Source organism: Paenibacillus sp. NAIST15-1 (assembly GCF_001894745.1).
Taxonomy (GTDB): domain Bacteria; phylum Bacillota; class Bacilli; order Paenibacillales; family Paenibacillaceae; genus Paenibacillus_B; species Paenibacillus_B suaedae.
Genome location: NZ_BBYF01000020.1, coordinates 67,606 through 90,820 on the forward strand (window position 1 = coordinate 67,606; position 23,215 = coordinate 90,820).

Annotated in this window: 22 protein-coding genes; 5 read left to right on the forward strand and 17 right to left on the reverse strand. The window is 48.3% G+C overall.

Annotated elements, in window-relative coordinates:
* The 9 genes from PBN151_RS26610 to PBN151_RS26645 form a co-directional block, all read right to left on the reverse strand.
* Window positions 1-978: an MBL fold metallo-hydrolase gene (locus tag PBN151_RS26610; protein WP_072731611.1), complete on the reverse strand. Its 978-nt coding sequence runs from the start codon at window positions 976-978 to the stop codon at window positions 1-3.
* 94 nt (window positions 979-1,072) lie between these two features.
* Window positions 1,073-1,810, reverse strand: coding sequence for a class I SAM-dependent methyltransferase (locus PBN151_RS26615; RefSeq protein WP_036590195.1), 738 nt, complete (start codon window positions 1,808-1,810; stop codon window positions 1,073-1,075).
* A 202-nt stretch (window positions 1,811-2,012) separates the two neighbouring features.
* Window positions 2,013-3,173 (reverse strand): glycosyl hydrolase family 8, encoded by a 1,161-nt coding sequence (locus tag PBN151_RS26620; RefSeq protein WP_072731612.1) that lies wholly within the window; start codon window positions 3,171-3,173, stop codon window positions 2,013-2,015.
* A gap of 17 nt (window positions 3,174-3,190) precedes the next feature.
* On the reverse strand, window positions 3,191-3,352 hold the full coding sequence (locus PBN151_RS31560) for a hypothetical protein (RefSeq protein WP_174811209.1): 162 nt from the start codon (window positions 3,350-3,352) through the stop codon (window positions 3,191-3,193).
* 266 nt (window positions 3,353-3,618) lie between these two features.
* Complete coding sequence (locus PBN151_RS26625; RefSeq protein ID WP_083545342.1) at window positions 3,619-4,674, reverse strand: Gfo/Idh/MocA family protein; 1,056 nt, start codon at window positions 4,672-4,674, stop codon at window positions 3,619-3,621.
* 86 nt (window positions 4,675-4,760) lie between these two features.
* Complete coding sequence (locus PBN151_RS26630) at window positions 4,761-5,480, reverse strand: ThuA domain-containing protein (protein WP_065292008.1); 720 nt, start codon at window positions 5,478-5,480, stop codon at window positions 4,761-4,763.
* 155 nt (window positions 5,481-5,635) lie between these two features.
* The gene (locus PBN151_RS26635; RefSeq protein ID WP_021252354.1) at window positions 5,636-6,604 is read right to left on the reverse strand and encodes a sugar phosphate isomerase/epimerase family protein; all 969 of its coding nucleotides are present in this window, start codon (window positions 6,602-6,604) and stop codon (window positions 5,636-5,638) included.
* A 56-nt stretch (window positions 6,605-6,660) separates the two neighbouring features.
* Window positions 6,661-7,743, reverse strand: coding sequence for a Gfo/Idh/MocA family protein (locus tag PBN151_RS26640; protein WP_021252355.1), 1,083 nt, complete (start codon window positions 7,741-7,743; stop codon window positions 6,661-6,663).
* A 103-nt stretch (window positions 7,744-7,846) separates the two neighbouring features.
* Window positions 7,847-8,605 (reverse strand): sugar phosphate isomerase/epimerase family protein, encoded by a 759-nt coding sequence (locus PBN151_RS26645; RefSeq protein ID WP_175560805.1) that lies wholly within the window; start codon window positions 8,603-8,605, stop codon window positions 7,847-7,849.
* A gap of 210 nt (window positions 8,606-8,815) precedes the next feature.
* On the opposite strand from PBN151_RS26645, the gene PBN151_RS26650 reads away from it, so the two are divergent.
* From PBN151_RS26650 to nagA, 4 genes are all read left to right on the forward strand, one after another.
* A complete protein-coding gene (locus tag PBN151_RS26650) occupies window positions 8,816-9,685 on the forward strand; it encodes an AraC family transcriptional regulator (protein ID WP_072731613.1) in 870 nt (289 codons plus the stop codon).
* 158 nt (window positions 9,686-9,843) lie between these two features.
* Window positions 9,844-10,701 (forward strand): MurR/RpiR family transcriptional regulator, encoded by an 858-nt coding sequence (locus PBN151_RS26655; protein WP_021252358.1) that lies wholly within the window; start codon window positions 9,844-9,846, stop codon window positions 10,699-10,701.
* A gap of 8 nt (window positions 10,702-10,709) precedes the next feature.
* Window positions 10,710-11,438, forward strand: coding sequence for a glucosamine-6-phosphate deaminase (nagB, locus tag PBN151_RS26660; protein ID WP_072731615.1), 729 nt, complete (start codon window positions 10,710-10,712; stop codon window positions 11,436-11,438).
* Window positions 11,431-12,609, forward strand: coding sequence for an N-acetylglucosamine-6-phosphate deacetylase (gene nagA / locus PBN151_RS26665; protein WP_021252360.1), 1,179 nt, complete (start codon window positions 11,431-11,433; stop codon window positions 12,607-12,609). Before nagB ends, nagA begins: the two co-directional genes overlap by 8 nt.
* A 289-nt stretch (window positions 12,610-12,898) precedes the next feature.
* Here nagA and PBN151_RS26670 read toward each other — a convergent pair whose 3' ends face one another.
* Both PBN151_RS26670 and PBN151_RS26675 read right to left on the reverse strand, forming a co-directional pair.
* On the reverse strand, window positions 12,899-13,123 hold the full coding sequence (locus PBN151_RS26670) for a helix-turn-helix domain-containing protein (protein ID WP_005547175.1): 225 nt from the start codon (window positions 13,121-13,123) through the stop codon (window positions 12,899-12,901).
* Window positions 13,124-13,363: 240 nt separating this feature from the next.
* Window positions 13,364-14,269 carry a YhcN/YlaJ family sporulation lipoprotein gene (locus PBN151_RS26675; protein WP_072731616.1) on the reverse strand — a complete coding sequence of 302 codons (906 nt, stop codon included), beginning with the start codon at window positions 14,267-14,269 and terminating at the stop codon, window positions 13,364-13,366.
* A 336-nt stretch (window positions 14,270-14,605) separates the two neighbouring features.
* Between PBN151_RS26675 and PBN151_RS26680 the strand changes: the two genes are divergently transcribed.
* Entirely contained in the window at window positions 14,606-15,616 is a 1,011-nt protein-coding gene (locus PBN151_RS26680; protein WP_072731618.1) for a ketoacyl-ACP synthase III, read from the forward strand.
* A gap of 209 nt (window positions 15,617-15,825) precedes the next feature.
* Here PBN151_RS26680 and PBN151_RS26685 read toward each other — a convergent pair whose 3' ends face one another.
* The 6 genes from PBN151_RS26685 to kdpC all read right to left on the reverse strand — a co-directional run bounded on the left by PBN151_RS26685 (window position 15,826) and on the right by kdpC (window position 23,096).
* Complete coding sequence (locus tag PBN151_RS26685) at window positions 15,826-16,854, reverse strand: DUF4340 domain-containing protein (RefSeq protein WP_227775124.1); 1,029 nt, start codon at window positions 16,852-16,854, stop codon at window positions 15,826-15,828.
* A 5-nt stretch (window positions 16,855-16,859) separates the two neighbouring features.
* On the reverse strand, window positions 16,860-18,248 hold the full coding sequence (locus PBN151_RS26690) for a GldG family protein (protein WP_227775115.1): 1,389 nt from the start codon (window positions 18,246-18,248) through the stop codon (window positions 16,860-16,862).
* A 3-nt stretch (window positions 18,249-18,251) separates the two neighbouring features.
* Window positions 18,252-18,959, reverse strand: coding sequence for an ABC transporter permease subunit (locus PBN151_RS26695; protein WP_021252365.1), 708 nt, complete (start codon window positions 18,957-18,959; stop codon window positions 18,252-18,254).
* Window positions 18,946-19,896, reverse strand: a complete 951-nt coding sequence (locus PBN151_RS26700) for an ABC transporter ATP-binding protein (protein WP_072731622.1) — start codon at window positions 19,894-19,896, stop codon at window positions 18,946-18,948. Before PBN151_RS26700 ends, PBN151_RS26695 begins: the two co-directional genes overlap by 14 nt.
* A gap of 236 nt (window positions 19,897-20,132) precedes the next feature.
* The gene (locus PBN151_RS26705; RefSeq protein ID WP_483311014.1) at window positions 20,133-22,511 is read right to left on the reverse strand and encodes a histidine kinase; all 2,379 of its coding nucleotides are present in this window, start codon (window positions 22,509-22,511) and stop codon (window positions 20,133-20,135) included.
* Window positions 22,512-23,096 carry a potassium-transporting ATPase subunit KdpC gene (gene kdpC / locus PBN151_RS26710; protein ID WP_072731624.1) on the reverse strand — a complete coding sequence of 195 codons (585 nt, stop codon included), beginning with the start codon at window positions 23,094-23,096 and terminating at the stop codon, window positions 22,512-22,514. It lies immediately after the preceding gene.
* Window positions 23,097-23,215 lie beyond the last annotated feature (119 nt).

Here is a 23,215-nt window from a genome sequence, read left to right on the forward strand (position 1 = left end):
TTATGATGACTTCCACAGCATGAACTCGCCAGAAGCAGAAGTAGTCATCGCTAAGCCGCGCCGTTGAAGTTCGACGAGATGAGCCAGAGTCTCGCCCATTGCAAAGCGGAATTGGTGCACAGTTAGACGATCCAGCGTACCGAAGCTGATACAGCACAGCTCGTAGGCTGTCATCGGCTTGTGGAGCACGACCTGCATCTCCTGCAGACGTGCTTCATGATGCTGGATTAACTCTTCCGCACGACTCCTGAAATGTTGGAATGGATGTCGATGCCCTGGAAGCGCCAGTTCTACATCCAGAGCAGCAAGAAGCTCAAGCCCGATGAGGAAGGACTGCAGTGGCTCGGGATCACTATTCGGCATGAAGCTGACATTCGGCGTTATTTGCGGCAGAACGTGATCACCACACAATATTATACGCTCTTCCGCATGATAGAAGCTCATATGGCCTGGAGCGTGCCCTCCTGTCTCAAGTGCCTGCCAAGCATCATCCCCTAGCGTCACCAAATCTCCATCCCTAATGAACGATATATCGGGCAGCGGGGTTACCTGGGGAATGAAGCTATCCATATGTACTCCGATGGATTCCACTACCGCTATCGGCGCCCCATGCTTACGGTACAACTGCTGCATGTCCACAGTCATAGGAGATTTCCCATCCCACAGCCTCTCAACGTGATTCCAGCCTATTTCCGACAACCATACGGGTACGGACAACTGCTGCTGAAGCCAGCCGGCAATCCCGCTATGATCTGGATGGTAATGCGTCAGCACAATGGAAGCCGTATTGCCAGCATGAATGTCCATTTCCCCCATTAAGCTGACCCATGCACTCTCTGTCTCATTGTTACGAAGCCCCGGATCAATGATAGTCCAGCCTGCTGAGCCATGAAGCAAATAGGTATTCACCCACCGAAGTGAGTTAGGAAGCGGCATTCTGGCTACATAAATATTCGCATTCACCTGCTGCAACTTCATTACTTGTTCCCCCTCATCCACAGATTGAGTCACATTTAATCATCTATACTGGTCTAATGCACCCATGTTATCGCTGCCAATTGCTAGTTCGGACTTACTCCGGACGTGTTCCAACCATGATGAGTCGAGAAGAAACGGCTTCATTGTATAAGGAACCATCATACCCACCATATACCTTCTCCATTTGCAACCCTGCCTCTTCAATCATATGATGGAAATCGCCTAATTCATACAGTCTAACACGCTCCTCATAATGGCGCTGTTCCCCTGTACCCTCATCCGTCAACGTAATTTCCTTCTTCACGAATCCATTCTCAATATGCCGCTTCTCTTGAATCCATGTCCCTTTATCCTGGCGCTCAGATACTGGAACCAGATGCTGCATAACATAGCTCGGATTTAAGAAGTCTATAATAAATTGCCCGCCCGGCCGGAGCACCCGGTGAATTTCATGGAATACCTGGCCGTTGTCTTCATCCGCTTGGAAATATCCAAAAGACGTAAATAAATTCACAACGGCATCAAACGCCCCCTCCACTGGCAGCTCTCTCATGTCCCCTGCCAAGAAGGTTACGACATGCTCTTCATCCAGCTTCGCCGCCTCTCGTAGAAGCACCTCAGACAAATCTACTCCTGTCACCTTGTACCCAGCTTCCGCGAGCGCCAGTGAGTGCCTGCCCATCCCACAGCATAGATCCAGCACAGAGGCTGCTTCGGGCAGCTCCAGCCACTTCATCATCCGATGCACTTCTTGTGCGGCCCCTTGAAAATCACGATGTTTATATACAACTAAATAGTCGCGACCGAAACTCCGCTCGTACCATTCTTTCATACCTGTCACCTCAATTTATTTCTCCATTTCATTGTATCGAGTTAGGATCTAAAAGCAATGTTTCCTACAGCATTACCTATTTCTATTATGTAAAAGGACCGCCCAACAGATAAGTGACTATCTGCCATGGCAGTCCCTGTCCTATAACCTAACCCAGTTCATCCATCATCGTATCTACTTGTAGATTTCGTTTCCGTTTACTTCACTTTCCCTTGATTTCATTCTTCTTGCTTCCTACAGGATTGACTTCCGTCAACAATACTTGCAGCTGGTCGAATGAGAAGGCACTATTGTCCTTCTCTTCGACGAAACCGCCGAAATTCGGCGAGGAGGAACGCTGCACGGCAAATGCATACATTCTCCGCTTCAATTGCTCCGCAAGTTCATGCTCATTCTTCAGCTGGAGGATCCGAACAGCAAGCGCATAAACTGATGGAGATTCGAAGGTTTCTCGGACACTCCCATCCTCTGCGTATACACTCGGGATCTTCCCTTTGTGGAGGCTCCATTCCTGTTTCAGAAATCGAATTGTCGCACTTACATCCTCGCCTTCTTCCGCCAAGTACAACGCAGTATATAAGGAATCGATCATATTGATGGATCCCGTTGACGAATAACCTTGATCAGGTGTCCAGAACGTCTTGAACAACCCGTTCCCAATCGAGCCCTTCTTCATTAGCTGCAAACTGTTATTCCGAACCGTCTCCCACTTCTTATCGAACACAGCCAGCATTCCCATCGTATGAATATCCATATAGGAGATCGTTGCACGGTCTGAGCGGGATTTATACTTCCAATCATAATGGTCGAACATGTAGTCCTTGCTCACATTGCCATCCAACAGCGTCTTGCTGATTCCCTTCGCGATCCGTCTTGCTTCCTCGACCCCCCATAATTGATCCGCATCGAGCAGTGCCCGAGCAATACGCAGATCATCGACTGCCGCATTAACGTCAGTCGGTTCATGCTTAGGGGAGTAGCGCCAGCGGACGTAGCCTTTCTCCGCTAATAGACGCCGCTGCAAGAACGCGAGCTGATTATCGAACAGGTTACGATTGTTCATCTGTACTGCATACAACATCATCAGCCCTGTTGATTCTGAGAGCATCTGATGATTGGCTGCTTGATGCTCTGACTCGGGCAAGTCGTCACGCAAATTCGTAAAGACTCCGCCATCGCTGCTCATCATGTGTTTCGCGACAAACAACAGGAGCGGCGATTGCTGCTCCGTTAGCTGCAGAGGAACAGCAGCAACCTGTTTCGTGTCTGAATACCACATATCCGCAGCAACCCATATTAATACAATAAATAAGGCGCCCCCTATGATCTTTACACCTATCGATCGATTTCTCTTCAAATTCATTGGAGATGGCTCCTCCCTTAGTTTCCGTTATTTCCGTCTCCGCTGAATCGCTCTCCATATAAGTACAGTGATTGCAAATAGCGCAATCCAAAGACAGCCTCTATCTCAAATCGAACCCAGATCTGATCGTCAGTACGGAACGATTTGCATTCCAAGGAGATGGCATTATATGAATGCATCCATCCTTCTCAGGATGCCATACTTTCCCCTCTAGTGTCCACCCTGCGGCGGGCCGGTGAAGATGAAATGCTCGTCCTGCTGCTGGGCAAACTGGAACTCCGACGCCTTCACGGCAGAATAGGCAACACGGCTTCCCGGCAATGACGCAAGTTGTCACACCATGAACCAAACGTAATTTTTAGGATGTGCTTGTTGAACACAAAAAAACCTGAGTACAAATGAGCGTACAGCACATTTGTACTCAGGTTTACATCAGCATGAATGGCTATAGAGACAATCTTACTTCTTGGCCAAGCTTCGCCGATTCATAAATCGCATTTAGTATGCGGATCATGTCTACACCCTGTTCTGGTGTGAATATCGGATCAGCTTTGCCTAATATTACATCGACAAAGTGATCCACATTCTCCTTATGTCCTGATCCATCTGTGAATCCTTCGGGCTTCATGTTCATATGCTTGCCAGCAGCAACTGTGAACATCTGAAGCTCATTATCATGCAGGCTGAAGCCAGCTTGTGTCCCGCGCAGCTCCACGAACGATTGTTCCTTCTCGATATGTGAAGCCCAGCTTACTTCCAGCTGGAGCGTCGCCCCATTGTCAAAGCGAATGAATCCAGTTGCCAGATCTTCCACATTGAACGTATCCCGACTCCCTGACGGAGCAGCCTTATCCATGAAATGGCCGTATGTCGCTCCTGATACTGCAACTGGCTTCGGATTGCCCATCAGCCAGATGGCCAAGTCGATCATATGCACACCCAAATCGATCAGAGGCCCTCCTCCAGATTTGGATTTGGTTGTGAACCAGCCTCCTGCACCTGGAATGCCATATCTGCGCACCCAGCCGCATCTTCCCGTGTATATCTGCCCCATCTGTCCTTCATCAATGTACTGTTTTAGAAATTGAGAACGCGAGCGGAAACGATTATTCCGCATGACCATCAGCACTTTGCCCGACTTCTCGGCAGCCTGCTGCATACGTACCGCATCTTCTGGATTCGTCGCATCAGGCTTCTCGCAGAATACGTGCAACCCTTTTTCTAAGGCAGCAATCGCAACTGGAGCGTGCAAATAGTTCGGGGAGCAAATATCTACAATATCCAACTCCTCGTGTTCAAGCATCTCCTGCCAGTCTTCATAGACTCGAACCTGACCAATTTGATCCGCAACTTCGCAAGCAGATGGCTTATGCGGATCGCATACAGCGACGATCTGAACATGCGGGTTTGAGAGAAATGCAGGCATATGCGCCCCACGGAATATGTTGCCTGTTGAAACAACTCCGACGCGTAATGGTTGTGAAGATTCAATTGATGTCATGTTTATACCCACTCTTTCTTTCAAATTACATTAGGCTGTATGATGATATCTCAACGAAATCCGTGCATGTTGTCTAACTTGTCCCATTAATTCAATGGTTCAAGCGGTTGAGCGTTGCCATACTTCGGATATGTGCGTTCCGACGGCTTAGCCCACTTCACCGCATTGGCGATGACACGACGAATTTGCTCATTGTAATAGGTCGGATATGTCTCATGACCTGGACGGAAGTAGAAGACTTTGCCCATGCCGCGCTGATAGCAGCAGCCGCTGCGGAATACTTCTCCGCCAGTAAACCAGCTGACGAATACAAGCTCATCCGGTGCCGGAATGTCGAAGTGCTCGCCGTACATTTCTTCCGCTTCAAGCTCAATATACTCCCCAATTCCTTCTGCGATCGGGTGCCCTGGAGCTACAACCCACAACCGTTCCTTGTCGTTCGCTTCACGCCATTTCAAATCACAGCCGGTTCCCATAAGCTTCTTGAAAATTTTCGAGAAATGACCGGAATGAAGTACAATTAGCCCCATCCCGTGGAGCACGCGTTGATAGACACGCTCTACAATCGCCTCGTCCACCTCTTCGTGTGCCTTATGCCCCCACCAAATCAATACGTCTGTCTCATTCAATACTTCCTCAGTCAACCCATGTTCAGGCATATCGAGCGTTGCATAGCGCACATGAAACTCCTGACCCAGTCCCTCGCCGATCGCTGTATGAATCCCTTGCGGATAAATATCAGCTACGGTCTTGTTGTGTTGTTCATGTCTGTATTCATTCCAGATCGTTACGTTTTGTTTTGTCATCGCTGCATGCTCCTTTGTCCATTCATATAGATAAGCTCATTACTGACAACATCTTATTTAGAAAAGCAATCGCACCTTCCATTCATCCATTGATGCACGAGAACGAGGAAGATGCGATGCCTATATCACGTTACTTGGCGTGCATGATTTGAGGCCTAGACCCACCACATCTCACCAATCGGTTCCTTCATTAAGATCGGCTTCAAATTCTCAACAGCTTTCGTGAAGCCCTCATCAACGGACATCAAGCCATCCTCATGTTCTATGCTCACAACATAGTCATAACCGACAAGGCGAAGGGCACTAATTATATCAGCCCATGTCTTCGTATCATGACCATAACCAACAGTACGGAACTGCCAAGCGCGATCCAACATCATCGTATAAGACTGCATATCTGTTATCCCGTGCTTATGGATGTTCACAGGATCAATGGTCGTATCCTTGGCATGGAAGTGATGAATGGCATTCGCCTGCCCCAGAATACGGATTGCTTGTACCGGATCTATGCCTTGCCACCACATATGGCTCGGGTCAAGGTTCGCTCCGATTGCCTCGCCTGCCGCTTCGCGGAGACGAAGCATCGTACCTGGCGAGTGAACGGAGAAGCCGCCGTGCAGCTCGAGTCCGATCTTCAAGCCGCGTTCAGTGGCTAACTTGCCCACCTCTGTCCAGTACGGAATAACCTTTTCCTTCCACTGCCAGTCCAGAATTTCCTGATAATCTGTAGGCCATGGTGCCACAGGCCAGTTCGGGTATTTCGCGCCTTCATGGTCACCCGGGCAGCCGGAGAAGCCGTTCACAACTGGCACTTCCAGCTTCGCGGCGAGATCCAGCGTCGCCATGAAATCTTCATGATACTGCTTCGCAATATCCTTCTGTGGGTGAAGCGGATTGCCATGACAGCTTAGCGCACTGATCGTCAAGCCCCGGGAAGCAACAGCTTCCTTAAATGCCTTTAGCTTCGCCTCACTCGCTAACAGTTCATGGGGGTTGCAATGCTTCGCGCCTGGATACCCGCCAGTACCTATCTCAACAGCTTCCACACCTTTAGCTGCTACTGTATCCAATGCCTCTTCTAATGGCAATTGTCCGTACAGAACTAAGAATACGCCTAATTTCATGAGTGTTCTTTGCCTCCTTCGGTACGATTCATGTGCATTCGTGCTGCTTATTCCGATTAGTCAAAGTAAATTGCTTTGCCTGTGCGCGAGGATTCGTAAATGGCTTCCAAAATCTCAGAAACGACGCACGCTTGTTCCGGCGTAATGATTGGCGTCTTGTCATTTTCAATCGCATCAATCCACATATGCATCTCTACATCTGGCGGATTATCAGAATCACCTTCATAGAAATCAACGCCACTCGCAGTCAAATGGAATTTTTGATCGTACAGTTGGCCGTGTCTTTCCCCGTTAATCGTCAAGCCGTCATTCATATCTGCGCCGCCTTCTGTACCGCATAGCGTACACTTCGCTTCGATGTTGGATGTTACGTTAAGCGCCCAGCTGGATTCCAAAATAACTGTCGCTCCGTTCTTCATCACAATCATCCCGAACGCGGAATCTTCAACCGTGAACTTCGCTGGATCCCATGAACCCCAAGCATTCGCTGCATTCTCACGGCCGCTCAACTTATGATAAGCCTTGCCAAGCACGATATGCGGTTCGTAGTTGTCCATCATCCACAACGTCATATCCAGCGAGTGTGTACCGATATCGATAAGCGGGCCTCCGCCTTGCTTCTCTTCATCCAAGAACACGCCCCATGTAGGAACCGCGCGGCGACGAATCGCATGCGCTTTGGCGAAATAAATCTCACCCAAGGTGCCCTCTTCACACAGCTTCTTCAAATAGCGGCTGTCACTGCGGAAGCGGTTATTGTAGCCTACTGTAAGCTTCTTGCCTGTACGCTTCGCCACTTCAACCATGCGGCGTGCATCTTCCGCCTTCTTCGCCATTGGCTTCTCACACAATACATGCTTATCGCTCTCCAGCGAAGCAATTGTAATCTCTGCATGGGAATCATTCGGCGTACATACATGGACGATGTCAATGCTCTTATCTTCCAATACGGCCTTATAATCGGTATAGACTTTAGCATCCGGTGTGCCGTACTTTTCTTTCGCCTCAACCGCACGCTCCTCAACAATGTCGCAGAATGCTACCATTTCAACATTTTTCAGCTTGGCCAAGCTAGGCATGTGCTTGGCATTGGCAATGCCGCCGCATCCGATAATCGCAATTTTATATACTTTTGACATGAATCTATTCCTCCCGAGTTTAGATTGATGGTGTAGGTCATTGTATTCAACTGTAATATGTGTAGAGGTCATACCTCTTGAAGTTTTCTCTTGAAGTCTTCTATTAAAGTCCGAGATTGTCCTTAATCCATTGACGGCTTCCGCGCACGCTATCAAGTGGTGCACGCTGACAATCATCCTGCTCTACGATAAGCCATTCCGTTCCTGCTTCTCGAGCAGCTTGAGCTACACCCACTAAATCGAGTTCACCCTGACCAAGCTCCATTGTCATTGGCTTGCCTTCTCCATCATATTTGAGATCCTTATAATGAATGAACGGAACACGACCTGAATATTGAGCGATTACTTCCAACGGGTTGAAACCACCATGCTTCACCCAACAAACATCCAGTTCCGCGAAGAGACTGTCTTCAGGCAGCTTCCTGAACAGCAAATCAAATACCGTCTCCTGCCCAATCTTAGCTTCAAATTCATATCCATGATTGTGATAGCCCAGCTTAATTCCATGCGCTGCAAGTCGCTCCGCAACAGCTGCAAGCGCGCGAACCGACTCTTCCAAGATGTCTTCATCGGCTTCGTGCAGCTTCGGAATTCCCGGACAAATGATGTTCCGGTTGCCGATGGCAAGATTCATTTCAATTTGCTCATCTAGGTGTTCAGTCAATTGCTCGATGCTGACATGAGACCCGGCCGCCTTCAAATTCAGGCGCTTCAGTTCACCTGCTAATTTCTCCGGCGCCAATCCGCCGTAGCCGGCAAATTCTACACCTTCATAGCCCATAGCCGCCACTTGCTCCAGTGTTCCGATAAAGTCTTTTTGCATCTCATCGCGCAATGTATAAAGCTGTACTCCAATTTTCAATGGATCCACCTCATTTTGTATAAATCGTTATGAACGATTATGATATCGGCTTACTTTTTGAAAAGGTTTTCAATGAACTGATTTCATTGTGCCACATTGCTTTCGGGGTGTGAATGAAGGATATCCTTTTAACATGAACAATCTTGCTATCTTTGCTATACTCTTTGTAAAGAGCGTAGACACCTATATATGGACATGATGGAGGAGAATATGTCGCAATCTGCTATCAATCAAGAAGAATTTACGATTATGTACTCCGGGCATGCGAGACACACGAAGCCATTCACTCTCGTCATCCCTAAGCTGGAGCATTACCTCATTCGCATACAGTTGGAAGGCAATGCTCATGTCTGGATGGATGATCAATATACGGAAATTACACCTGGCGATATGCTCATGCTGTCACCGGGCTCTCATTATGATTTGAAAATAGGGTACCGCCACCCCGAATCAGGCATCCCTCACAAAAAAGTGCACAGCCTCGACTACTACTTCATATTGAATGGTCCATGGATACAAGCGTGGTGGAACCAGATTACCACTCACGGCAAGGTAGACATCGGAATCGACGATCGTCTTCTGTCGATATGGCGGGAGATTATGCAGGAGCAGCGGCTTTATGGAAGCCACAACATGAACGATATTGTTAGACACCTAAGCTTTGCTTACTTCCGCATGTTGGAGAGAACCTTAAATGAACGCGCACATCCCTCTTATTTGAATCGCAATCGCAGTGAACAGGTCGCCCATCAAATGAAGCATTATATTGAAATGAATGTTACGGAGCCGTTTACGCTGCAGGATGTAGCAACCCGCGTGCAGCTAAGTGTGTCCAGAGCATCACATATTTTCAAAGAAACATTCCATCAATCCGTCATGGACTATGCCATCCAACTCCGATTGACGATGGCTTGCGAGCGGATTTTGCATGGGTATATGCCGCTGGAGCAAATTGCTGAAATGTGTGGATTTCAAAGTTACTCCTATTTCCATCGAACGTTCAAAACTCGCCTTGGCATAGCGCCACGTGATTTCCGGGAGCAGCGGCAGCTGGACAATCATGCGGATTCGAGCAATTGACGGTCGCGAAATGATTTGTGAGGAAATTGTGGTATTTTGCATAATCAGCTTGTGTTTCTGCTGTGGATTGACTATGATGATATTGAAATAATTTTCATCAAGATTAGATATATGGTTAAAATTATTTTCACCATTTTTCACGTAAGAGGATGATATTTTTGTCGAGCATTTTGCATGCGATCCGGCAGCAGGTTCAAGATTTTCACCCGCAGGAGCGCAAAGTGGCGGACTATATTTTGCAGTTTCCGGGCAATGTAGTGACGATGGGCATCACAGAGCTGGCTGAACAATCCGGCACTTCACCCGCAACCGTCACTAGATTTTGTAAAACCCTTCATTTCCGTGGATTCCCGGACTTCAAGACGAAGCTGGCGGCCGACATGGCACAGCAGTCCACACCACTATCCTATCAGGACATTATCGCAGGTAATCCGCTGCGCGATATTATTACGGCCATCGAGTCCAATCATATACGCTCGATATCCGACACGACGCGGCTATTAGACATGGTTACGCTAGAGCGGGCAATGCATGCTTTTCAGCAGGCAAGACAGATTGATCTGTACGGAATGGCAACGTCCGGTATCGTAGCACTGGACTTCTACCAGAAGCTGATTCGTGTTGGCAAACGCGCGACCTGCTTCTCCGATCCGCATATGCAGATTACATCTGCCGCCAACTTGAATGAGCTTGATGTGGCGTTCGCCATCTCCTATTCTGGAGAGACACCCGAGACGATCGATGCGCTGCAATGCGCCAAGGAGCGCGGCGCGACCACCATCTCACTAACGAAGGTTGGTTCTAATCGCCTCGCTAGTCTTGCTGATATTCATTTATCTGCTTCTTCTCTCGAAGAAGGCATGCGTCGCGGTGACATGGCTTCCCGTATCGCACAGCTCCATATAATTGATATTTTGTTCGCGGGAATGGTCACGGAGCAGTTCGATGATCATATTCCGAAGCTAGAACAGTCGTATCGCATGGTACGAAAGTACCGTAAAGATAAAGGGAGGTAACTCAGTTCATGAACATCTTAACGTTCCAAACAAACGAGGAATTAAACCAAATCGCTGCAGGCATCTTTGCAAGCCTCATCCAGACAAAGCCTAATGCCGTACTCGGCTTGGCAACTGGCAGTACGCCAATCGGCATCTACCAAGAGCTGATTCGCCTGAATGAGAAAAAGTATGTAAGCTTCAAAAATGTGCGTTCCTTCAACCTGGACGAATACGTTGGTCTGCCTGAAGGCCATCCAGAATCGTACATGTCGTTCATGAACAAGCAATTGTTCGATCATATCGATATCAATAAAGAGAACACTCGTGTACCAAACGGCAATGCAGCCGACTTGGAACAAGAGTGCAAGCAATATGATGAGATGCTCTTTGATGCATCCATCGACCTGCAGCTGCTCGGCCTTGGCCACAATGGTCACATTGGCTTCAACGAACCAGACCAAAATCTGCATGCAGGCACACATCTTGTCCAATTGAAAGAAGAGACTCGTCAAGCGAACAAGCGCTTCTTCGATTCCATTGATGAAGTGCCAACACAAGCGGTAACAATGGGCGTTGGCTCGATCTTGAAGGCTAAAATGATTATGCTCGTTGTTCGCGGTGCGGACAAGGCTGACATTGTTCATCGCGCTTTGACTGGCCCGGTTACGACAGAAGTTCCGGCATCATTGTTGCAAACTCATCCGAATGTAGTAGTTTTGCTTGACAAGGAGGCGGCACAACATTTCCATGGCTAATTCAACGTTTACCCTAACCAATGCAAATGTCGTAACACCGAACGGCGTATTGTATGATGGAGTCGTTCGGGTAGAAGATGGCCTTATTTCCTTTATTGGAAAGTGGTCAGAATTGGCACAGCCTGAGCAGGATGCTTGGGGCAAGGAAGCAGTAGACGCTAAGGGCGGCTGGGTGCTACCAGGCTTTGTCGATCTGCATATTCATGGCGGCTTCGGCGCAGACTTCATGGATGCAAATGCCGAATCTTACGATAAAATTACGAAGTTCCATATGGAGCACGGTACAACTGCTATGCTCGCTACTTCGATGACACAATCTCATGAAGCACTGGATCGTGTTATGGTAGCGGTTGATGCCTACATCAAGCAAGGCATGAAGTATACTCAATTGGCAGGCGTTCATTTGGAAGGTCCGTTCGTGAATCCGAAGTACAAGGGCGCACAGAACGATATCTACATGATCGATCCTCAAATCGACTGGTTCGAGGATTGGCATGCACGCTTCCCTGGCCTGATGAAGCAAGTGAGCTTAGCGCCTGAGCGTAACAACGCTACGGAAGCCATCCGCTGGCTTCGCGCTCACGACGTAAATGCTGCTGCAGCACATACAGCAGCTACGTACGATCAAGTGACGGCCGCAGCCAATGCTGGTCTGAACCAAGCGGTTCACACGTTCAACGCAATGACTCCAATCCACCATCGTGATCCAGGTGTAGCCGGAGCCGTGCTTACCGATGACCGCATTACAGCTGAGATTATCTCCGACGGAATTCACGTACACCCTGCTTGCATCAAGATGCTGAGCCGTACGAAGGCTTCCGGCAAGCTCGTAATGATTACAGACGCGATGTCCGCAGCTGGTATGCCTGATGGACAGTATGATCTTGGCGGTCTCGCTGTAACGATGAAGGAAGGCGTATGCCGATTGACTGACGGCGGTTCGCTCGCAGGCAGTACGCTTACGATGATTCAGGCTGTGAAGAATATGATTCAATTTACCGGACTCCCGCTGCATGAAGTATCACGCCTTGCAAGCTTGAATCCTGCGAAGCAAATTGGAATCGACGGCTATACAGGCAGCATCGAAGTTGGCAAGCAAGCTGACTTGGTATGGACAGATGCTGATCTGAACATTGAACGCGTATGGGTAAAAGGCAGCACGCATATGTAAGCAGCTGTTGTTATCATACCTTGTTTACAACCATATCCGCATAAAAAAGAATGGCTTTCCGAAACGATACCTGCATCGTATTCGGGAAGCCATTTGTTGATTGCAGGGCATGACCATCGGAACAAAAAATAAAGCGTACTTGCCACGATGCTCGTTCTATGCAGCATGGGTATACGCTCGAATCTATCCGAGTCTGTCATCCGGACCTACTCATCAAAGACCTTCCTTCCCACACCAACCGATGTGTTCCAGAAGGCTGAATTGTCAGGGCGATGGGCTTAGCTTATTGTTAGATTTTTAACTCCCCAAGCTTGATTAGCTCGACTACCGCTTGCGAACGACCTTTTACATTCAATTTCTGCATCACATTCGAAATATGATTTCGAACGGTTTTCTCACTAATGAACAATTGTTGTGCAATATCACGGGTCGTTTTGTCCTGAACTAATAATTCAAAAACTTCGCGCTCACGATTAGTCAGTAGAAACTTATTTTTGTGATCGCTACCCTTCAAGTGTCACCCCTCCTTGCCCGAGTTTTTGTAATTTAACAAGGTTTAGGGATACAGTCAAATTTATACTATGAAGGGCCATTACACTTGGTGCGGTAATGCGCAAAAATGGGCTAACTAACGTGTTTGTTTGGCTAAAACAGTATAATTCCTTATGTTCGTCAAATGCTACCCTTATCCGATTATGTAAACAGGACTCCGCCCTCAACAGAGTGAGGAATGAAGTCCGTTCGAAGCGTGAAATTAACGAGTTCCTGTTGTTCCTGTTCCTGGAGCCATATTGTGCAAGCGAGTTGGATGATTGTACGATTGATTCGTTACATTGGTTGGGAACAAACGGTACACCATCTCAGAGAATTCATTAGCAAATCCTGCAATCGGATGGCCTGCACCTACTTGCTTGCTGTACTCATTCATGCGGTTGACGAAGTCTGGATTGGCAGATACATACACATTATTGCAGCTCGGATCTTCCTTCTTCACCGCGTTGGCAATATGTGCCTTCAAGTCACCAGATATGTTATCATTCACATTAGATGTACCATCATAAGAACCGAGGCTGCCAGCAGAGTATGGCCGTGGTCCATGTCCAGGCTTAACGCTCTTGCTGTGAACTCCTTTAGATGTATGATCAGTTACAACAGCAACATAAGCATTGTTGTTGTTCGTCATCATGACATGTGCCGACTTCACACCCTTAATAGAAGCGATTTTTTTGGCCAGTTTTTGGTTCATTTCCAGCTTGTTCGCGGAATGAGTGCCGTAGCGCCCTCCGTAGGCATTGTTACCATACGTACCATTGTTACCATACGAACCATTGTAACCATACGTACCATACTGTCCATACGTACCATTGTTGAAATTATTGGTGCGGTAACCTCCATCATAACCGTAACCGCGTGTATAACCATCTGGGCTGAACTGATTCATGTTATAGGAACGTAGTCCATCACCCGAGAAGTTCGTATTGTAGCGGTTCGCGTTATAACGATGATCCGTTCCGAGCGGTCTTACACCATCATTGCCATAATTCATATTATGCTGACGCACACTCTTCGTGGACATATTGTCCCGATTTCCACAACCTGTAAGCCCCATTGTCATCACTAATGCTGCCGTCAACGTTAGCAAAACTGCTTTTGCTCGCATCAATGTTCCTCCTTGTTCAGTTCATAATTGAGGTGCCAACAATGTTAGCATGCGCTGACCGCCTGATGTTATGCCGATAGGTTTTTCCGATACTTCCACTCCTTGCATCTTGTTATCAGCTTGTCCTAAAAAGAATGACGAATTCCCCAATCGTGCAAATTACAAAAGCATGGATTGACAATTTTTTACCGGACGTATTATCATATTAGTATTAGACTATAGTACCAGGTACTAATTTAAATTATATACACTAATTTTTGTTTAGGCGTTCATTCATCTCGATTTACTTGGATCGCACGCTCCCTTTCGGTCCGAACATAAAGAAGGAGGATAAGCATGCAAACGGTGAAACTGCACACCAAAGCGCAAATTACAGCATTCGGCACCTATGTGCCTGAGCGCCGCTTAACAAATGAGGATCTGTCGCACATGGTTGATACGAACCATGAATGGATTGTTCAACGAACGGGCATGATTGAACGACGGATTGTAGATGAAGGAACATATGCCAGCGATCTTGCGTTCGAAGCTGCTAAGAATCTGGCAGACACGTATCATGTTGATCTGCAAACGGTTGATGCAGTACTTGTAGCAACATCAACACCAGATGCCTTCTTCCCAAGCACGGCTGGCATCATTCAAGGAAGACTTGGCATCCCTCAAGCAATGGCGCTTGATATATCGAATGCATGTGCAGGATTTGTTAGTGCCATGCAATTGGCGATAGGACTCATTGATGCTGGTATGCATCGCAAAGTATTAGTAATTGGAACCGAAGTGCTGACCCGCACGGTTGATTACACGGATCGCAGCACTTGCATCTTATTCGGAGATGGGGCTGGAGCGATTCTTCTAGAAGCTGGGACTGCTGAGCAGCAATCTTGTTTCCTTGCTTCTGGATCATTAACGACAGGAGATTTGGGCGGGATCTTGCATCGCAAGGCTGTCGCCGATCGGATTGGCGATGTGGAGATGAAACCTGACAGCACGTTAGTTCAAAATGGGCGCGAGGTCCTTAAGTGGGCGCTCCGCCAAGTTCCGGTAGGCATTCAGCAATTGCTTCAAGACACTGGCTACACGACAGAGCAAATTGACATCTTTGTGCCGCACAGCGCTAATCTACGGATGATAGAGTCCATATGTGAACGAAGTGGGATTCCGCTTGAGCGCACGCTTACTAGTGTCCAATATTATGGTAATACATCTGCAGCCAGTATTCCGCTGGCGATAGCGGGAGGATTAGCAGACGGCCGTCTGAAACCGGGAGCACTCACTTTACTGTATGGATTCGGCGGCGGATTCTCGCAATCGATCTTGCTGCTGCGCTGGCCGGATTTACAAGCATAAGGCTCGGATTGGGCATCTCTATGATTCACCTAAATCTCTTATAACTCCTACACAATGGAACCAGAGGGTGCCCCTAATTTTGAATGAGCATGCATAAAAAGACGCTTCCATCCCCACCAATACAGTGGTTCCGGAAGCGTCTTTGTTCATCTAGCAGGACTGGCTCACATTTCTTGGGACAGACCCACATGCATTCCTACGTACAAACTCTATTTACCTGTTGCAGATGCACTATTCCCCTTAATTTCCCATTCTTTGATTGCTTCATCAAGCTTCGCCTTCGGGACAGCATACGCCCATTGCCCGTCTTGAGGGATTATCCATACTTTCTCTCCGATCACATATCCTTCAAATATCCTCTTCTCCGTAGCATTGATGGCATCTGGCTTCAATGAGAGTTCCAGCTTCCAACCTGGCTCGTGAGATGAGCCTGCCAATAATTCCTTCTTCTGCTTCGGCAGTTCGGTTGTCGACCAATCTCGGAATTGATTGATGAGCACATTAGCTTTATCTTCCGTAATAGACTTGTCCTGAAGCCGCCAATTCATCTCTGTTTGATTGCCTGAGTCTGAATTCCCTGCAGAAGAATCCCTTTCATTCACATTCGTTGGAACGGATCCTGGATCATCATTTGAACTTAGGTTATATGTGTTCCCCGCATAGCTCCAACTAAATTGTTCCACCCGTTCAATTGGGAATGTTATCGGTTCCTTCAACACAAAATCATACGCGCTCCGCTTCAATCCCGACCATTCAGTAGCAGGGACTTGATATACCTTGTTATTGTCATCTACCATTGCATAGTAAGTGCCTGAAATCGGGGTTTCATTGCCGATCTTAAGATTATGTCTTATCCCGTTAGCACCAGTTGCCTGGAATACCCACGTTGGCTTATCCAAGCCATATTTCCCAAGGTTCGCTGACTCTCCCTCAACGATCGAATCTGCCTTCGCCTTTGTCACTATAGAGATCCAGTCATTAATCGGATACGAATTGAGCGGATACGGACGCGGCTCTAACATCTCCCACTGTTCGCCCTTCTTATGAAGCGATACTCGGGAACCTTCCCCCGCTATCATAATAGAATCAATATCCTGCGCTTGCATCGTTATGAGCGGCACGGCCTCCGTATTCTCCTGTTTGGTGCGGAAGAAATCGTGTGTAGAGGCGTACACATAACCGGCTATGAATACAATCAATAATAGAAAGGTTGGGATGAGCCTTCTCATCTGTCTCATATTATTCACGACGCCCGTCTCCTTCTCCACCATAATGCTGCCCCTATACCAAGCAATAGCACCGGGAAGCCGATAACAGTCGTCCATAGAATTGCCTTGCCCTGTCCAGGAGTCAGGTATGCAATTTGATAGGCTTCATTCTCCCGTGGCCTGATCGTCACTTGTTCTTGATTCCCCTGGAGCCAGTTCATGCTATTCAGCGCGAAGTCCCGATTACCCTGCGTATATAGATTCTGATCTTCGATATAACTCGATCCACCAATAATAACTGCCTTTGGCTTCCCGTCTGTTGTCGTTACGGCTACGCCCAGCGTTAATGATCCAGCAAGATCCTTATCGTCGCGTTCGCTTCCCTCTTGCATTAGCCTTGGAATATCTGTCTCCCCATAAGAAGTTGTAGAAGTCTTCAAGATCGGCTCCACTGACAGCTTATCGGTAGACGAAGCTTCTAAAGGCAGCCCCAACGTCAGCAAAGTAAGCAAATTATACTGCGACAGCTTGGATGTTAGTTCATGCTCTCCGTATTCAGGCACAATCGTAAATGGATCATACAATGTGCTCTTCTTCTGCTCGACTGCGACTGCATGCTTGTTCGTCACACCAAGATGCTTGAGCAAGCTGTCAATGTTCTTCCAAGATTTCGACATGTCTGGATTGAAGCCAAGCGCAATGTACAACTTCCCCTTGTCATCCACATACTGTTGCAGAAGCTTCGCTTCCTTATCCGTAATATCTTTGTTTGCGCCTAGCATCATGACCATGTCCGCATCCTGTGGGACTGCACCTTCTCGATATAAATTCAGCTCTTTGACTTGGATATTGTCCTCTTCCAAGCTGGAGCGGAGGGCAGTTACTTGCGACAACGGCAGCTCTTCATGGCCAGACAATACGTAAGCTGTTGCTTTGCGCTCAGATGTTAGGCTTCTAAGTGCTTGGGTCATTTTTTCCTCGCCACTAAAACGATAAGCCCCATAGTCCTCTCCACCACTGAACATCTCATACAGTCCAACAGTCTTGCGCTTCGTTCCGCGCTCGAACACAAGGGAGCTCCCCGCTAAGCCATATTGCTGTGCTAGGGAGGGTTCCTTCATTAAATCAATTTGTTCGACCTTAATATGTTTATTTCGCAGTGCATACTGTTCTGCCATGTCAGCAACTTCCCTAATTAGCACAGGATCATCCTGCGACGTATAGAACAGCTTCACATTGACCTTATCTTCGACCGAAGTCAGAGCGGCAATCGTTTGTTCCGATAGCGTGAAAGACTTATTCTTCGTGAAGTCCCACTGCCACCCCGTCATCGATTGTAGAAAATAGGTCAACAACACAAAAATTCCGAGGACAGCGACTGATCGTACTGCCGCATTCGTTCTTCGCAGCCACTTGTTCATCATTCGTTACCTCCACCGTTTTCTTTCAAGTACTTGGATACTCAGCACGACAAATACAATCGCGAGTGTTAGGAAAAAGAGTACGTCCGGCCCATTCAGTACCCCTTTCATAAAGGACTGCAATCGATTGTTCATCGAAAATGGAGCAATCCAATCACCGACGGCAGAAGAAGGAATGGCATCCAGCAGCCAGAACATGAGCAGGATCACGAATGCAGCGATGGCGGTTACCATCTGATGCTCAGACAGTGCAGATGCAAATAAGCCAATAGAAGCCATTGCAATCGTAAGCAGCAGCAATCCGAGTACAGAAGTCAGCAGCACACGCATATCCAATGTTCCGAAGAACGACATGACGAATGGATACACCAAGCTAAACCCGACAAGCACAACCATCAAGACACATGCTGCAGCATATTTGCCAAGAACAATCTCGCTCAGACGGGCAGGCGAAGTAAGCAGCAGCTCATCGGTACCGTGGCGGAATTCATCTGCGAACAGCCGCATCGTCAACAAGGGAATGATAAAAATATACATAAATGTGGTATTGCCCGTTACAAGCCGGAAATCAACGATACTAGGTTGGAACAATACAAAATTCAAATAAAACATAATCCCTGAAATCAACACATACACCGAGAAAGCCGCATAAGATGTCGGCGATGTGAAATATGCGAGCATTTCTTTGCGAAATATCGCGCTAAATCTGCGCATCACCAGACTCCTCCTCTGTCGTCAATCTCGTAAATACATCCTCCAGACTTGTCGATTCCCGCTTCATCTCTAGTAGGGGATACCCTGCATTAGCCAAAGTGAAAAAAAGAGCTTCCCTTATATCCGCCTGCTCCTTCGCAGTAATCTGAAGATGAACCTCTTGATCATTGCTTTCAGATTCGATGTGGGCGATCTCGGGAATAACCGTTATCGCTTCAACCACCTCTGCAGCTGTTCCCTTCACAATGAGATGCAGCTTCGATTCTTGACCAAGTGCAGTTCCCAGTTGTTCAGGCAGCTCGTCAAGCACAATTTGCCCTTGATGAATAATAATGACCCGGTTGCATAGTGTGTTCACTTCCGGGAGAATATGTGTACTGAGCAATACCGTATGCTGCTCCCCGAGCTCTCGAATGAGCTGGCGTATTTCCACGATCTGATTCGGGTCTAGCCCTGATGTAGGCTCGTCCAGAACAAGCAGATCCGGCTTGTGAATGATGGCTTGCGCAAGTCCTAGCCGCTGCTTGTAGCCCTTGGATAGCCCCCGAATCGCCTGATTTTCTCTGCCTTGCAAGCCCAATCTGTCTACCATTTCACTAATTCGCACGCTGCGTTCTCGTACCGATACACCTCTTATATCCGCCACAAAACGCAAATACGACTTCACCGTCATATCTGGGTACAGCGGCGGGCTTTCCGGCAAATAACCAATCTTGCTTCTGGCCGTACCCCCATGGTCTGCCATGGAAATGCCATCAATGGAGATGCTCCCGCTTGTCGGATGCAAATATCCCGTAATCATCCGCATCGTCGTCGTCTTCCCCGCACCGTTAGGGCCTAGAAAGCCCACAACTTCGCCGCGCGCCATAGAGAAGTCGATATGCTGAACACCACGACGCTCGTTGTACAGCTTACTAACGTCCTTCACTTCTAACATCTGTATCCCCCTTGTCCAGACTTCATCCAAGACATACCTCACCCATGTTAACTAAGTAAGTCTGTATGAATCGCTATACTCATGATAACGATTCAACTCTAAATCAAGCTGAAAAGAGGCTGAAAGGTAACTTAAAAACCCGTGTCTAATTTGTGAACAAAAAAAATCATAGCCCGGCAAGGCTATGATTCATGGCATTGATATAAAAATAGTTAAATAGAGGGATAAATAATAGGTTATCGCACTCGCAAGTCCTCCCATTCAGAGAGAACTAGCACATCCATATGCCTCGCATGACGCACCAACGCCTTCATAGCTCCTAACCTGCCCAAGCGGCGTACACGACTCGGCATCCCTACGATGATTTGGCTTGCCCGCAGTTGATCTGCTACATACACAGCCGTACTGGCCCATCTTCTGCGTGCAACTGCCTCATATTCTTGGTACGTACCGCCAAGCCGTTCGGTCAATGCCTGCACAGCGGCCATCTCCTTCTCTATATCTGCCGTCTTTCCTCTTCTTCTCCATGGAGCAATAGGCAGATGTACCACATGCATAGGCGCCTTCAAGCGATGGGCAATGCGGAAGCCATGGCGCACCAATCTCTCGGGCCGCACGTCAGAGTCGATACATACGAATATCACTTCCTGCCTCCGCCACGGTCCACGGAACAGTGCTCTTCGTTCCCATGACTCCAATCGCTCATCCACATCGTCAGCAACCTCGCGCAGTGCAAGCTCCCGCAGGCCAATCAGATTCGGCGTACGGAAGAAATTCGATAAGGCTTGATCTACCTTATCCGCCTTGTAGATCAACCCAGCACGCATTCGTTCCTGGATCGTCTGCGGCGTTACATCAATCAATTGAATCTCCCGCGCCTGCCGAAGCACGACATCCGGAACCGTCTCACGCACGCGTACTCCTGTTACATGCTCAACTGCATCATTCAAGCTTTCAATATGCTGGACATTGACCGTCGTTACGACGGATATCCCCGCCTCAAGCAAACATAAGACATCTTCATATCGCTTGGCTCGAATACTTCCCGGCACATTCGTATGCGCCAGTTCATCGACAAGCACAACCTCTGCATGAATGCGGAGCAGCTCCTCCGTATCCATCTCCTCCAGCATCTTGCCATTATACGCAATGCGCTTGCGAGGAATAACCGGAAGCCCTCCTACTTGACCGGCTGTCTCTGCTCTCCCGTGCGTTTCCAGCAAGCCAATGACGACGTCAACGCCCTGCTCCCGCAAGCGGTTGCCTTCCTGAAGCATATGATAGGTTTTTCCCACCCCAGGTGCCGCACCAATAATCACTTTCAGCTTCCCTCGCTTCAGTCCGGCTGCCTTCTCTTGAACCCGCTGTTCCGTCACCCGCTTAAATGGCGTCTCAGCCTCAGCTGCGCCGGATAGGCGGGCAGGCAGTATCCGCTCCCCCTCTGCAATCGAGTGATCGGCAATGAGGAACAAGTCCGTCATCTCGATACGTTTCAGCAGAGCTCCAATCAGCGAACCTTTCAACAGCTCCTGCCACCGCGTCTGACGAGAATGGCCGAGTACGAAGCGGGTTATCCCATGCATCTTCGCATATTCAGCCAGTGCAGATGCCATATCGCGGCGCGATCGGGAAGCAATCTCCTCCCATACCGCTTCCGTCTTCATCGCCATCTTCTTCAGCGAGCGGCGGAATGCAGCCTGCTCCGTCGTCAATTCCATATCTGGCTGAACAAAGGTCACAATATACAGTTCACCGTTAAGCCGCTTCGCAATTTGCTGCCCTCTTCGAATATGAATCGATCCATTCCAGCCGTATTGTGCAAGAACAAGAATCCGTTCGGAAGCTCCCGAAGGGCCTGTAAGGCCCATCTCATTCCGATGCTGCTCAAGTGAGCCGTTGACATGCTCCGCCATCGTGCGGAGCGCGAGCTCGCGCAATATACTTATACGGCTTCGCTCTTCCGCTCGATGCTTCCGCGAATGCTTAGCTCGACTGAACTGCCCCTGCATTCTACGCTCCATTAAAGACTCTGCAGACACATCAAGGAGGCGGACTTCGTCTGCCTCCTTCAATGCCTCACTTGGTATCGTCCATTCGCTGACGACGCCTGCCATTTTCTTTGCCGCAGCTTGAACACTTTCCTCTTCATAAGCATTCATCGTCGCAATTACGTTCATGCCCCGTTTCAACAATTCTCTTACATCTTCCAGCCTCGTTGAACGTAAGGCTTCCGGTCGATTACGATGAGCAAGTCCATCAATAAGCACCACATCCGGCATCCGAACTGTAATGGCCTCCACATCGATGTCGTAACGATCCTGTCCATCCCTCTGCCATGCGATCATCGGAATGGCTTGAATGGGGGAAGAATCAATGCCAACGTGCAGCCCAGCCTCATTCCATATTTCCTGCGTCGGCAGCACTGTGCCGTACACCACATCCAGCCCTTGCTTGGTACAATTCACCCCTTCCAGCAGCAGCTGTGTCGTCTTGCCCGCCCCACTGGCAACAGCCATAAGAATCCGCAGCCTTCCCCGCTTCATCTGCTCAAGCATTCGCAATATCATTTCCGGCGATTGCCTACGGTACTCATCCCCTTCATTCACAGCCGACACCTAACCTTTCATTTCGTGCTGTACTTCCAGGTTCAGCAACAATACATTGATGCGCTGTTGACCGAATACTCCCAAGTCTCTTCCTTCTGTATATTTCGTAATCAACTGTTCAAGTCGTTCCTTCGAGATTCCGCTAGCCTTCGCTACACGAGGCAGCTGTACACGTGCCGCCTCCGGTGTAATGTGCGGATCCAGTCCCGAGGCAGAGTTGGTCAGCAAATCCTGTGGAATCCGCTTCACATCCGCATCTGGATTCTCCTTGCCCCATTCCTCAACTGACTTGTCAACTCTCTCTTTAAGCGCTGGATTCGAAGGAGCGTAGTTCGGCGAACCAGAGCCAGCAGCATCGTTCCCGATGCTAGATATTCGCCCATGGAAATATTGCGGTTCTGTAAATGTCTGTCCGATCAACTTCGAGCCCAGCAACTGCCCCTTCTCATTGTATACCATGCTGCCGTTCGCTTGATTCGGCATTACCGCCTGTGCAAGCCCCGTCATTGCAAATGGATAAGCAAGGCCGCACAGCAGCAGCAAGCCGATTGTCGTCCGCACCATCGCTCCACCAATATTCATACGCTCTGTCATGTTCGTTCATCCTCTCTTCTTCCTTGCTTGAACCCGATATGATTATTTCAACAATCTTCTCTATCTACATACCAACCATTAGCGTTATTCCAGTTATTGCCGCTAATTACAATTTGGGA

Coding starts and splice junctions, on each gene's coding strand:
- PBN151_RS26700 (WP_072731622.1), bottom strand. CDS start 19,896: ATGTTAGAAGTGAAGGACGTTAGTAAGCTGTACAACGAGCGTCGTGGT.
- nagB (WP_072731615.1), top strand. CDS start 10,710: ATGAACATCTTAACGTTCCAAACAAACGAGGAATTAAACCAAATCGCT.
- PBN151_RS26685 (WP_227775124.1), bottom strand. CDS start 16,854: ATGAGACAGATGAGAAGGCTCATCCCAACCTTTCTATTATTGATTGTA.
- PBN151_RS26630 (WP_065292008.1), bottom strand. CDS start 5,480: ATGACAAAACAAAACGTAACGATCTGGAATGAATACAGACATGAACAA.
- PBN151_RS26620 (WP_072731612.1), bottom strand. CDS start 3,173: ATGAATTTGAAGAGAAATCGATCGATAGGTGTAAAGATCATAGGGGGC.
- PBN151_RS26635 (WP_021252354.1), bottom strand. CDS start 6,604: ATGAAATTAGGCGTATTCTTAGTTCTGTACGGACAATTGCCATTAGAA.
- PBN151_RS26610 (WP_072731611.1), bottom strand. CDS start 978: ATGAAGTTGCAGCAGGTGAATGCGAATATTTATGTAGCCAGAATGCCG.
- PBN151_RS26625 (WP_083545342.1), bottom strand. CDS start 4,674: ATGACATCAATTGAATCTTCACAACCATTACGCGTCGGAGTTGTTTCA.
- PBN151_RS26690 (WP_227775115.1), bottom strand. CDS start 18,248: ATGATGAACAAGTGGCTGCGAAGAACGAATGCGGCAGTACGATCAGTC.
- PBN151_RS26695 (WP_021252365.1), bottom strand. CDS start 18,959: ATGCGCAGATTTAGCGCGATATTTCGCAAAGAAATGCTCGCATATTTC.
- PBN151_RS26680 (WP_072731618.1), top strand. CDS start 14,606: ATGCAAACGGTGAAACTGCACACCAAAGCGCAAATTACAGCATTCGGC.
- PBN151_RS26650 (WP_072731613.1), top strand. CDS start 8,816: ATGTCGCAATCTGCTATCAATCAAGAAGAATTTACGATTATGTACTCC.
- PBN151_RS31560 (WP_174811209.1), bottom strand. CDS start 3,352: ATGCATTCATATAATGCCATCTCCTTGGAATGCAAATCGTTCCGTACT.
- kdpC (WP_072731624.1), bottom strand. CDS start 23,096: ATGACAGAGCGTATGAATATTGGTGGAGCGATGGTGCGGACGACAATC.
- PBN151_RS26675 (WP_072731616.1), bottom strand. CDS start 14,269: ATGCGAGCAAAAGCAGTTTTGCTAACGTTGACGGCAGCATTAGTGATG.
- PBN151_RS26640 (WP_021252355.1), bottom strand. CDS start 7,743: ATGTCAAAAGTATATAAAATTGCGATTATCGGATGCGGCGGCATTGCC.
- nagA (WP_021252360.1), top strand. CDS start 11,431: ATGGCTAATTCAACGTTTACCCTAACCAATGCAAATGTCGTAACACCG.
- PBN151_RS26615 (WP_036590195.1), bottom strand. CDS start 1,810: ATGAAAGAATGGTACGAGCGGAGTTTCGGTCGCGACTATTTAGTTGTA.